Origin of the sequence: Microterricola pindariensis (assembly GCF_002936985.1) — a bacterium.
Lineage (GTDB): Bacteria > Actinomycetota > Actinomycetes > Actinomycetales > Microbacteriaceae > Microterricola > Microterricola pindariensis.
Window position 1 is genome coordinate 1 of record NZ_MPZN01000091.1, and the last position, 10,492, is coordinate 10,492.

A 10,492-nucleotide genomic window follows, 5' to 3' on the forward strand; every position below is an offset into this window, starting at 1 on the left:
GCGGCCGTCGCCGCCCAGCGCGCGGCCGGCGCCAGCGTGATCAAGCTCATGCTCAACAGCGCGGCCGGGCCGGTCCCGGCCGACGCGGTGGCCATCGCCGTCGTGGCCGCCGCCCGCGCGCACGGACTCCCCGTCGTCGCGCACACGGAGGGCGCCGGGCAGGCCGAGCGGGCGCTCGCCGCCGGGGTGTCCGCCCTCGCCCACGCCCCGTTCACCGAGCGGCTCGGCGACGCCCTGCTCGAGCGCATGGCCGGCGCCGGGCTGGCCTGGATCTCCACTCTCGACATCCACGGCTGGGGCGCGGAGACACCCGCGCGCTTGACCGCCATCGACAACGTGCGCCGCTTCGCAGCGGCCGGCGGGCGCGTGCTGTACGGCACCGACCTCGGCAACGGTCCGCTGCCGAACGGGGTGAACGAGCGCGAGCTGCTCGCCCTGGCCGCGGCCGAGCTGACCCCGGATGCCCTCGTCGCCAGCATCGCCGGCGGCGAGCCCGCACCGCAGGCCGCGATCGGGCCGCGCCTGGCTTGGGTCCCCGGAACTCCGCCCACCACCGGCTACAGTTCTGACACCGCCCGCTGGCTCGCCGGAGCCCGCGGCACCACGACCGCCCAGCTCGAGGAGACCCTGCCATGACCCCGTTCCCGAAGCCGGGCCCCGGCCTGCACCGCGCCGCCGACGCATCCGACTCGCTGCTCGACGGCGCATCGGGCACCACGGCACCGGGCAGCGACAGGGCGGCCACCGCCAGCGCCAGCACCGCCAGCACCTGCAGCGACAACACCGGCAGCGACGCCCTTCTCGCCGTCGCCCGGCAGGCGGATGCCGCGGACCCGCTCGCCCACTACCGCGACCGCTTCGCCGGGGCCGACAGCGACCTGGTCTACTTCGACGGCAACTCGCTCGGGCGCCCGCCGGTGTCGGCGATCGAGCGGGTCGAGACCTTCCTCCGCGAGGAGTGGGCCGGCCGGCTGATCCGCGGCTGGGACGAGAAGTGGCTGCGCCTGCCCTACGAGATCGGCGACCGGATCGGCGCCTCGGTGATCGGCGCGGCCGCCGGTCAGACCGTCATCGGCGACTCCACCACGGTGCTGCTGTACAAGCTCTCCCGCGCCGCCGTCGACGCCCAGGTGGCGCGCGACCCGGAGCGCACCGAGATCGTGCTCGACACCGACAACTTCCCGACCGACCGCTACGTGCTCGACGGCATCGCGAAGGAGCGCGGGCTCACCCTGCGCTGGGTCGAGGTCGACACGAGCGCCGGCGTGACCGCCGAGCAGCTTTCCGGCGTCGTCGGCCCGAAAACGGCGCTCGTCGTCGTCTCGCACGTCGCCTACCGTTCCGCCCACCTGGCGGATGCCGCCGAGCTCACCCGCATCGCGCACGAGGCCGGCGCGCTCATCCTCTGGGACCTCTGCCACTCGGCCGGCGCGACCGCGGTGGAGGCGGACGCCTGGGGCTTCGACCTGGCCGTCGGCTGCACCTACAAGTACCTGAACGGCGGCCCGGGCTCCCCCGCCTTCGCCTACGTACGAGAGGGACTGCAGGGCGAGCTGTCCCAGCCGATCCAGGGCTGGTGGGGCACCAGCGACATGTTCGCGATGGGGCCCCGCTATGAGCCGGCGCCCGGAATGCAGCGCTTCGTCAGCGGCACCGCCTCGATCGTCGGCATGCTCGCGATGCAGGACACGCTGGAGATGATCGAGGAGGCGGGCATGGCCGCCATCCGCGCGAAGTCGGAGGCGCTGACGGCGTATGCGATCCGCCTGCACGAGGCGTGGCTGGCGCCGCTCGGCGCCACGCTCGCGACGCCGGCCGACCCGGCCGAGCGCGGCGGGCACGTCACCCTGCACCACCCAGCGATGCGCGAGGTGAACGCGCGCCTCTGGACGCAGGACGTGATCCCCGACTACCGCGACCCGGGCGGCCTCCGCATCGGCCTCGCCCCGCTGTCGACGAGCTTCGACGAGGTCTACCGGGGCCTGGCCGCCGCCCGCGACACGCTCGTGGCGGTGCTCGCCGGGAAGCAGTAGCAGGCCGGCGCCGGTCGGCGCCGGCATCCGCAGTCAGTGCGAGCTGATCCGCACGAACTTGCGGATGCACAGCGGCACGAACACCCCGAGCATCACCGCGACGCCGATCAGCACCGTCGCGATCGGATACTGCTGGGTCCAGGCGTCGCCGACGGGGGCGCCAGGCGGCACGTTGCCGAACAGCTCGCGGGCGGCCTGCACCAGCGCCGACACCGGGTTGTACTCGGCGATCGTCTGCAGCACCGGCGGCAGCGTCTCGGCCGGGACGAAGGCGTTGGAGATGAAGGTCAACGGGAACAGGATCAGGAACGCCACGTTGTTGATGACCTCCGGGCTGCGCACGCTCATGCCGACGAACGCCATCACCCAGGAGAAGGCGTAGGCGAACAGCAGCAGCAGCGCGACCCCCGCCACGCCCTCCCAGAAGCTGGAGTTGATGCGCCATCCGACGATCAGGCCGGTGAGCATCATCACGACCATGGAGAGGGCGTTGATGCAGAGGTCGCCGTTGGTGCGGCCGATCAGCACGGCCGACGGGCTCATCGGCAGGGTGCGGAAGCGGTCGATGATGCCGTCCTTCAGGTCCTGCGCCATCGCCGAGCCGGAGTAGGTGGAGCCGAACACCACGGTCTGGGCGAAGATGCCGGCCATGATGAACTCGGTGTAGCTGCTGCCCGGGATCGTGATGACGCCCGAGTAGATGTAGGTGAACAGCAGCACGAACATGATGGGCTGCAGGGTCGTGAAGACCAGGATGTCCGGCACGCGCTTGATCTTGATGAGGTTGCGCCGGGTCGTGATCCAGCCGTCGCTGATCCAGGTGCCGACGGATGTCGGAATGCTGGCGGCATTCGGCAGGCCGGTGCCGACGACGGCCTCCGTGACCTCTGTCGCCGCGGGCGAGTGGGTTGAATCGGTCGAGCCGGTCGATTCGGTGCGCTGGCCGCTCATGACTCCACCTCCCCGTCTTGCTCCTCCTCGCCGCCGGCGGAATGCCCGGTGAGCTTGAGGAACACATCGTCGAGGGTCGGCCGGCGCATGCCGGCATCGTGCAGACGGATGCCGGCGGCGTTCAGCTCGCCGAGCACCCGCTCGAGCGCGAGCGGGCCTTCGCGCACCCCGACGGAGAGCTCCCGGCCGTCGCCGCCCACGTGCGGCTGGGCCTCGCCGTGCCGGCGCAGGATCTCGCCGGCCACGCTGCCGTCGGCGGCATCCATCAGCGTCAGCTCGATCTGCTGGCCGCCGATCTGCGCCTTGAGCTCGTCAGCGGTGCCCTCGGCGATCAGCTTGCCTCCGTCGATCACCGAGATGTCGTCGGCCAGGCGGTCGGCCTCCTCGAGGTACTGCGTGGTCAGCAGCACCGTAGTGCCCTCGCTCACCAGCGACGTGATGACGTCCCACATGCCGAGCCGGCTGCGCGGGTCAAGGCCCGTTGTCGGCTCGTCGAGGAAGAGCACCGGCGGGCGGGAGAAGATGGCGCCGGCGAGGTCGATGCGCCGCCGCATGCCGCCGGAGAAGCCCTTGACCGGGCGGTTCTGCGCCTCGGTCAGCTCGAAGGCGTCGATCAGCTCCTGTGCCCGGCGCTTGGAGGCCTTCGCGCCGAGGTGGTAGAGCCGGCCGACCATCTCGAGGTTCTCGAATCCGGTGAGGTTCTCGTCGACGGCGGCGTATTGGCCGGAGACGCCGATGATCGGGCGGATGCGGTGCGCGTCGCGCACCACGTCGATGCCGTCGATCGTGGCGTGGCCGGCATCCGGCTTGATCAGCGTCGTCAGCGCCTTGACCATGGTGGTCTTGCCCGCGCCGTTCGGGCCGAGCAGCCCGCGCACGGTGCCCTGCCGCACGTCGAGGTCGACGCCGTCGAGTGCGTGCACCGGGTCGGCGCCCTTGGGCCGGTAGATCTTCACCAGACCCTCGATCTGAATAAAGCTCACCTAGTGCACGGTAGTCGCGCGCCCCCGAGGCGGCAAGGGCTTGGGCGGCGGCGCTCGGGTGCTGCTCAGCTTGCGGCCGGGCGGTCCGGCGGTCCGGAGCGGTGTCGGGGCGCGGGCTAGAATTGGACTCGACCCCACCCCTCTCAACTCCGGATGGAGAATCACGGTGCCCACGATCGTCGTCGAAGTAATGCCGAAGGCCGAACTGCTGGACCCGCAGGGCAAGGCCGTAGCCGGCGCCCTCGCCCGAATCGGTAAGGACGGAATCAGCTCCGTGCGCATCGGAAAGCGCTTCGAGATCACCGTTGACGGCCCGATCACCGACGCCGTGCGCGCCGAGGTCGAGCAGATCGCCGCGGAGATCCTCTCCAACTCGGTGATCGAAGACGTGGTGGGCATCCACTACGAGACCCCCGCCGGAGAGACGCACTGATGAAGATCGGCGTCGTCACCTTCCCCGGCTCGCTCGACGACCGCGACGCCCAGCGCGCCGTGCGTCTGGCCGGCGCCGAGCCCGTCGCCCTCTGGCACGGCTCCCACAGCCTCGAGGGCGTCGACGCCCTCGTGCTGCCCGGCGGCTTCAGCTACGGCGACTACCTGCGCTGCGGCGCGATCGCCAGCCTCTCGCCGATCATGACCGAGGTCATCGACGCCGCGAACAAGGGTATGCCCGTTCTCGGCATCTGCAATGGCTTCCAGATGCTCGCCGAGGCGCACCTCGTCGACGGCGGCCTGATCCGCAACGACCACGGCAACTTCGTCTGCCGCGACCAGAAGCTGCGCGTCGAGAACACCGACTCCGCCTGGACCAGCGACTTCGCCGTCGGCCAGGAGATCACCATCCCGCTGAAGAACGGCGAGGGCGGATTCATCGCCGACGCCGAGACGCTCGCCCGCCTCGAGGGCGAGGGACAGGTCATGTTCCGCTACGTGGACGTGAACCCGAACGGCTCGCTCAACGACATCGCCGGCGTGCGCAACGCTCGCGGCAATGTCGTCGGCCTGATGCCGCACCCCGAGCACGCCGTCGAGGCGGGTTTCGGCCCCGACACGGATGTCGCCATGCGCTCCGGCGTGGACGGCCTCGCCTTCTTCACCTCGGTGATCAAGCAGGCACTGGTCAACGCGTAGGCCCACGCCTGCCACCTCCCGAAGCGCCCGGCTCCCGCATCCGCGGGGCCGGGCGCTTCTGCGTGCGCGCGGCGCATCGACTACGCGAAAAGCGCGCCAAGTCGGCCCGGGTGGCGCACTTTTCGCGTAGTCGATGAGGCGGATGCCGCGTGCGCGCTCAGATGCGCGCCGCAGGGCGGCGACGCCTGTGGATAACTTCTGCGGGCGGGGTGAGGGGTGCGCGATCATGTGGGCATGCCCAGGCTCGTACCCCTGCCTCCCGAGTTCTCCGGGCGCGCATTCTCGGTGCGCCAAGCCCGGTCCGCCGGGCTCAGCTCCGCGCGGCTGCGCAGCGCCGATCTCATGAGCCCGTTTCACGGGGTGCGCACCGCGGCCCCCGGCACGGCCGCGCCACCCCTCTCTCCGTACGAGAGTTTGCTCATGCCCGAACCCGGCGTCCTCGAGAGGTGCGCCGCATACGCCGAGCGCATGCGCCCCGGCCAGGTATTCAGCCACCTGACCGCGGCACGCCTCTGGGGCACGCCGCTCCCGGCGCCGTTCACAGTTGGCGAGCCGCTGCACATCTCGGTCCACGCGCCGCAGCGGCCGCCCCAGACACGCGGCATCATCAGCCATCAGCTCCCCGCGACGGGTCTTGCGCCCATCCGGAGATTCGGCCTGCCGGTCACTGACCCCGCCGCGACCTGGGTTTCGCTGGCTGCTGTGCTCGCGCCGGCGGAGCTCGTGGTCGTCGGCGACCATCTCGTTCTCAACCCGCAGAGCCGCGACCCGGGCGATCCGCGACCGTTCACCAGCATCACCGAGCTGGCTGCCCGGCTCGCGCTCTACCGCGGACGCGGCAAGCGGGCTGCGGTGCGGGCACTCGCCCGGGTGCGCGCCGGCGCGGAGTCGCGCCCGGAGACCTTGCTCCGCCTGCTGCTGGTCGATGCGGGGCTGCCGGAGCCGCTGCTCAACCAGGCCGTGCGCGACCGGCAGGGCCTGCTCATCGGGCGCGTCGACATGGTGTACCCAGAGTGGCGCCTGATCGTCGAATACGACGGCGACCAGCACCGCACCAGCAGGCGGCAGTACGAGCGCGACCAGACGCGCCTCGACGCACTGCGCCGCGCCGGCTGGACGGTCATCCAAGTGCGTCGCCACGGGCTCTTCGCACGCCCGGACGCAACCGTCGCGCGGGTTCGATCGGCGCTGCGCGAGGCGGGTTGGCCCGGCTAGGCTCGCGCGTCCGCCGCATCCGCCCGCTCTCGACGCATCGACTACGCGAAAAGTGCGCCACCGCACGCCGGGTGGCGCACTTTTCGCGTAGTCGATGGGCGGCCGGGCGGGTACGCGAAAGCGCCCCGACCCAGGTGGGGTCGGGGCGCTTCGACGAGCACGGGCTGCGAACTGCGCGCGGCGGGCTGCGCGCGGCGACCGGCATCCGGCTAGCCGCTAGCTGGCCAGCACGTAGCGGGACGCGCGGCCGAGCTCGCTCTGCACGTAGCTGCCCGCGGCGGGCGCGGCCTGGGCGGATGCCGGCAGGGAGACATAGCCGCCGAGGGGACGGGGCGCCGCGGCATCCGTGCTGACGAAGCCGCTCGAGGCGCGGGCGATGGTGTTGCCGGTGGTGACGTACGAGTTCATTGTTGCTCCTTTTTCACACGCGAGTCGCGTGCGGGTTCAGATGAGAACGCAGAGCTTCTTTGGACGGCGTCGGTGGGGCACCCGATGACTGGTGGGCTACCGAATGCCCTGTTCGCGGTGCCGGGTGGCAACGCGGGTGTTCCGCCCGGGCGTACCTCACGAGGTGCGCCCGGGCGGGACGGGGTGTGACCTAGGCTGCGAGGACCGCCGCGACGGTCACGCGGAGCGTGGCGCCGAGCTCGGCGTCGACGTTCGTCCAGTACTGGAAGAAGCGCTCGCGGATCTCGTCGATCGTGATCGAGGAGCCCTGGCCGGTGAGGGTGTCGACGAAGCGAGCCTTGGCTGCGTCGTCGAAGACCTCGCGGTAGAGCGTTCCCGCCTGGCCGAAGTCGCTGTCCTCGGAGTGCAGGGTGGCTGCGGCGCGCACGAGCTCGCCGTCGCTCTCCCAGGTGCCCATGCCGGCCGCCTCAACCGAGGCGGCCGGGCCGCCGAACGAGTTCGGTGCGTACACCGGCGTCGACGGCGAGTTGAAGCCGTGGCGCTGGGCGCCGTCTTGCGAGTAGTTGTGCACGGGGGCCGCGTGCGGCGCGTTCACGGGGATCTGGTTGTAGTTGGTGCCGACGCGGTAGCGCTGGGCGTCCGGGTAGCTGAACACGCGGGCCATCAGCATCTTGTCGGGGCTGATGTCGATGCCGGGAACGGTGTTCGCGGGCGAGAAGGCTGCCTGCTCGATCTCGGCGAAGAAGTTCTGCGGGTTGCGGTTCAGGGTGTGCGTGCCCACCTTGATCAGCGGGTAGTCGGCGTGCGGCCACACCTTGGTGAGGTCGAACGGGTTGAAGCGGTACGACTTCGCGTCGTCGTAGGGCATGATCTGCACGTGCAGGTCCCACGACGGGAAGTTGCCGGCCGCGATGGCCTCGTAGAGGTCGCGGCGGTAGTGGTCGGCATCCGCACCGGCGATGATCTCGGCCTCGGCGGCGTCGATCTCGATGTTGCCCTGGTTGGAGGTGAAGTGGTACTTGACCCAGAAGCGCTCACCGGCGGCGTTGATCCACTGGTAGGTGTGCGAGCCGAAGCCGGGCATCTCGCGCCACGAGCGCGGCAGGCCGCGGTCGCCCATGAGGTAGGTGACCTGGTGGGCGCTCTCGGGCGAGAGGCTCCAGAAGTCCCACTGCATGTCGGCGTCGCGCAGGCCGGAGCCCGGGAGGCGCTTCTGCGAGTGGATGAAGTCGGGGAACTTGATGCCGTCGCGGATGAAGAACACCGGGGTGTTGTTGCCGACGATGTCGTAGTTGCCCTCGGTGGTGTAGAACTTCACCGAGAAGCCGCGGACGTCGCGCCAGGTGTCGGGCGAGCCCTGCTCGCCAGCGACGCTGGAGAAGCGCTGCAGCGTCTCGCTGCTGGCGCCCGGCTGGAACACGGCGGCACGGGTGTACGCCGACACGTCACCGGTCACCTCGAAGGTGCCGAATGCTCCGCCGCCCTTGGCGTGCACGACGCGCTCGGGGGTGCGCTCACGGGCGAACTGCGCGAGCTTCTCGACGAGGTAACGGTCGTGCAGCGCGGTGGCCCCGTTCGCTCCGGCGGTGAGCGAGTGCTCGTCGCTGGCGACGGGGGTTCCGGTTTGCGTGGTCGTGAATTCCGACATGGCTTCCTTACTCTGTTGGTGTTCGGTGGGTCGAAGAGGCGTGTGGGCAGGCTTGGTCAGGCTCAACCAGCGGTGGTTGGGCGTCGTGCCTGCGGTGAGCGGATGCCGGCTTACTCGGCGAGCGCCGCCTGGCAGCTGGGGCAGAGGCCCCAGAAGGTGACGTCGGCGGCCTGCAGCCGGAAGCCGTGCGTGTCGCTCGGCGTGAGGCAGGGCGCCTCGCCGATGACGCAGTCGACATCCTCGATGGCGTTGCAGCCACGGCAGATGAGGTGGTGGTGGTTGTCGCCGATGCGCTTCTCGTATCGGGCGGCCGAGCCGGCCGGCTCAATCTTGCGCAGCAGGCCGGACGCGACCAGCGCGGCGAGCACGCCGTAGACGGCCTGCAGCGAGGTGCTCGGCAGCGCGGGGGCGACCCGGGCGTAAACCTCGTCAGCGCTCAGGTGGATGGGGTCGGCCGGGAAGGCGTCGAGCACCGCGAGACGCGGCGCCGTGACCTTGAGCCCGGCGGAGCGCAGGCGCCCCTCTGTGCTCTCGTGTGCGGCATCCGTGGTCATGGCTCAACGCTAGCAGTTGTTTTGATGTAATCAAAACAACTGAGTGAGCCTCGACGATGTTCAACCTTTTGACGTATGCCAAAAGGAAGCCGCGGCTGAGAAGATGGATTACCCCCACCACTTTGGAGTGCTTACCCCGTGTCACCACGCCTTTTTTACCGCACGCTTGCCATAGCCGAGGCCATCACCTGGACCGGCCTGATCGGCGCCATGATCCTCAAGTACGGCTTCGATGCCGGCGGATTGCCCGTGCTCATCGCCGGGTCGATCCACGGTCTGGTGTTCCTCACCTACGCCTTCACGGCCGTGCTCGTCGGTGTGAACCAGCGCTGGTCGATCCCGCTGATCGTGCTCGGAGTCGCGACCGCGATCGTGCCCTACGCCACCGTGCCGTTCGACATCTGGGCCGACCGCACCGGCCGCCTGAACGGCCCGTGGCGCCGCGAGCTGAGCGACGACCCGCGCGACAAGCACTGGATCGACCGCACCATGCGCTGGTTCCTGAACCACCCGGCCGCACTCATCGGCATCTTCGTCGTCGGCATCGCCGGCATCATGACGGTGTTGCTGATCGTCGGCCCTCCCGGCGGCTGGAAGTAGCCAGGGCCGCCCTGCAGCGAAGGCGCCACGTCCTCGGACGTGGCGCCTTCTGCGTTGCGGATGCCGCGCGGGCGGTAGTGGCTTCGGTCGCTGGCGCTCCCTCAAGCCAACGGGGGAGGGCGGGCGCGCTACTCGACGGTGACGACGCCGAGCATGCGCGGGTGCGGGCTGCACCCGTAGTCGAAGCTGCCGGCCTCGGTGAAGACGTGCGTGTAGCTGCCCTGGGCCATCAGCTCGCTGACGAAGCTGCCGTCGGCGGCGACCACGTCGTGCTTGACGACGCCGTCGTCGAAGACCCAGGTCACCGCCTGGCCCGGCTTGATCGTGACCTCGGCCGGGCTGAACGCCATGTCCTTGACCGTGATGGTCGCGGCGACGTCGACGGATGCCGCATCGGCAGAGGCTACGACGGGCGGCTTGCTCGAGCAGCCGCTCAGCAGCACGACGAGCAGCACGCTGATCAGCGCGGCGGCGAGCGTCAGCGCGGTGCGGCGGGCCCGCGGCATCCGCTCGGCCGCGCTCCCAGCGGAGACGGCGCCGGCAGCGTCTCCCGACGTCGTGAATCCGGCGTGTGCGTTGACCATTGTGCTCCTTCTGTGCGCCGGGAATCGGCCCATCCAGCCTAGGCGCGGCGGCCGGGGGCACGAGGGCGGAGCACCCAGAGCTGAACGATAGACTGGGCGAAGCCAGCATCCGCCAGCCGTGCCCGCCATCCCGGGCCGTGCCATTGCTTTGGGAGAGCGCCACTCGTGACCGAAAACCCTGCCACTACTTCTGCGCCTGCTTCTGCGGGCCGCGGTGTCGCCGACACTGTTCAGAATGCCGCCGCGACGCCCGAGAAGGAGCAGCCCTACGGCGCTCTCGGCCTCAAGCCCGACGAGTACGAGCAGATCAAGAAGATCCTCGGCCGTCGCCCCACCAGCGGCGAGCTCGCCATGTACTCGGTCATGTGGAGCGAGCACTGCTCCT

12 protein-coding genes and 1 pseudogene are annotated in these 10,492 nt (G+C 70.3%); 7 read left to right on the top strand and 6 right to left on the bottom strand.

The features are described from left to right. Positions 1 to 636: pseudogene (locus tag GY24_RS17755) on the top strand (hypothetical protein); the annotation flags it as partial. Beyond that, positions 633 to 2,033 (top strand): kynureninase, encoded by a 1,401-nt coding sequence (locus GY24_RS16150; protein WP_104477525.1) that lies wholly within the window; start codon positions 633 to 635, stop codon positions 2,031 to 2,033. The pseudogene GY24_RS17755 and the gene GY24_RS16150, both read left to right, overlap by 4 nt. Before the next feature lie 33 nt (positions 2,034 to 2,066). Here GY24_RS16150 and GY24_RS16155 read toward each other — a convergent pair whose 3' ends face one another. Next, positions 2,067 to 2,984: an ABC transporter permease gene (locus GY24_RS16155; RefSeq protein WP_104477528.1), complete on the bottom strand. Its 918-nt coding sequence runs from the start codon at positions 2,982 to 2,984 to the stop codon at positions 2,067 to 2,069. Then, on the bottom strand, positions 2,981 to 3,967 hold the full coding sequence (locus GY24_RS16160) for an ATP-binding cassette domain-containing protein (RefSeq protein WP_104477530.1): 987 nt from the start codon (positions 3,965 to 3,967) through the stop codon (positions 2,981 to 2,983). Before GY24_RS16160 ends, GY24_RS16155 begins: the two co-directional genes overlap by 4 nt. A 166-nt stretch (positions 3,968 to 4,133) precedes the next feature. On the opposite strand from GY24_RS16160, the gene purS reads away from it, so the two are divergent. The 3 genes from purS to GY24_RS16175 all read left to right on the top strand — a co-directional run bounded on the left by purS (position 4,134) and on the right by GY24_RS16175 (position 6,313). After that, positions 4,134 to 4,400, top strand: coding sequence for a phosphoribosylformylglycinamidine synthase subunit PurS (gene purS, locus GY24_RS16165; RefSeq protein WP_162842941.1), 267 nt, complete (start codon positions 4,134 to 4,136; stop codon positions 4,398 to 4,400). Further along, on the top strand, positions 4,400 to 5,098 hold the full coding sequence (gene purQ / locus GY24_RS16170; protein ID WP_104477532.1) for a phosphoribosylformylglycinamidine synthase subunit PurQ: 699 nt from the start codon (positions 4,400 to 4,402) through the stop codon (positions 5,096 to 5,098). The genes purS and purQ overlap by 1 nt, the downstream gene beginning before the upstream one ends. Positions 5,099 to 5,518: 420 nt before the next feature. Further along, positions 5,519 to 6,313 carry an endonuclease domain-containing protein gene (locus GY24_RS16175; RefSeq protein WP_133161226.1) on the top strand — a complete coding sequence of 265 codons (795 nt, stop codon included), beginning with the start codon at positions 5,519 to 5,521 and terminating at the stop codon, positions 6,311 to 6,313. A 216-nt stretch (positions 6,314 to 6,529) separates the two neighbouring features. On the opposite strand, the gene GY24_RS16180 is transcribed toward GY24_RS16175, so the two are convergent. The 3 genes from GY24_RS16180 to GY24_RS16190 form a co-directional block, all read right to left on the bottom strand. Continuing rightward, entirely contained in the window at positions 6,530 to 6,721 is a 192-nt protein-coding gene (locus GY24_RS16180) for a hypothetical protein (protein WP_104477536.1), read from the bottom strand. A gap of 190 nt (positions 6,722 to 6,911) precedes the next feature. Next, positions 6,912 to 8,369, bottom strand: a complete 1,458-nt coding sequence (locus GY24_RS16185) for a catalase (protein WP_104477538.1) — start codon at positions 8,367 to 8,369, stop codon at positions 6,912 to 6,914. A gap of 110 nt (positions 8,370 to 8,479) precedes the next feature. Then, complete coding sequence (locus tag GY24_RS16190) at positions 8,480 to 8,923, bottom strand: Fur family transcriptional regulator (RefSeq protein WP_083362806.1); 444 nt, start codon at positions 8,921 to 8,923, stop codon at positions 8,480 to 8,482. A 138-nt stretch (positions 8,924 to 9,061) separates the two neighbouring features. On the opposite strand from GY24_RS16190, the gene GY24_RS16195 reads away from it, so the two are divergent. Further along, entirely contained in the window at positions 9,062 to 9,523 is a 462-nt protein-coding gene (locus GY24_RS16195) for a DUF3817 domain-containing protein (RefSeq protein ID WP_104477541.1), read from the top strand. 128 nt (positions 9,524 to 9,651) lie between these two features. On the opposite strand, the gene GY24_RS16200 is transcribed toward GY24_RS16195, so the two are convergent. Further along, positions 9,652 to 10,107: a plastocyanin/azurin family copper-binding protein gene (locus GY24_RS16200; RefSeq protein ID WP_233279425.1), complete on the bottom strand. Its 456-nt coding sequence runs from the start codon at positions 10,105 to 10,107 to the stop codon at positions 9,652 to 9,654. A 165-nt stretch (positions 10,108 to 10,272) separates the two neighbouring features. On the opposite strand from GY24_RS16200, the gene GY24_RS16205 reads away from it, so the two are divergent. Beyond that, positions 10,273 to 10,492 (top strand): hypothetical protein (locus tag GY24_RS16205; protein ID WP_133161227.1); only part of this gene is annotated, 220 nt, incomplete at its 3' end.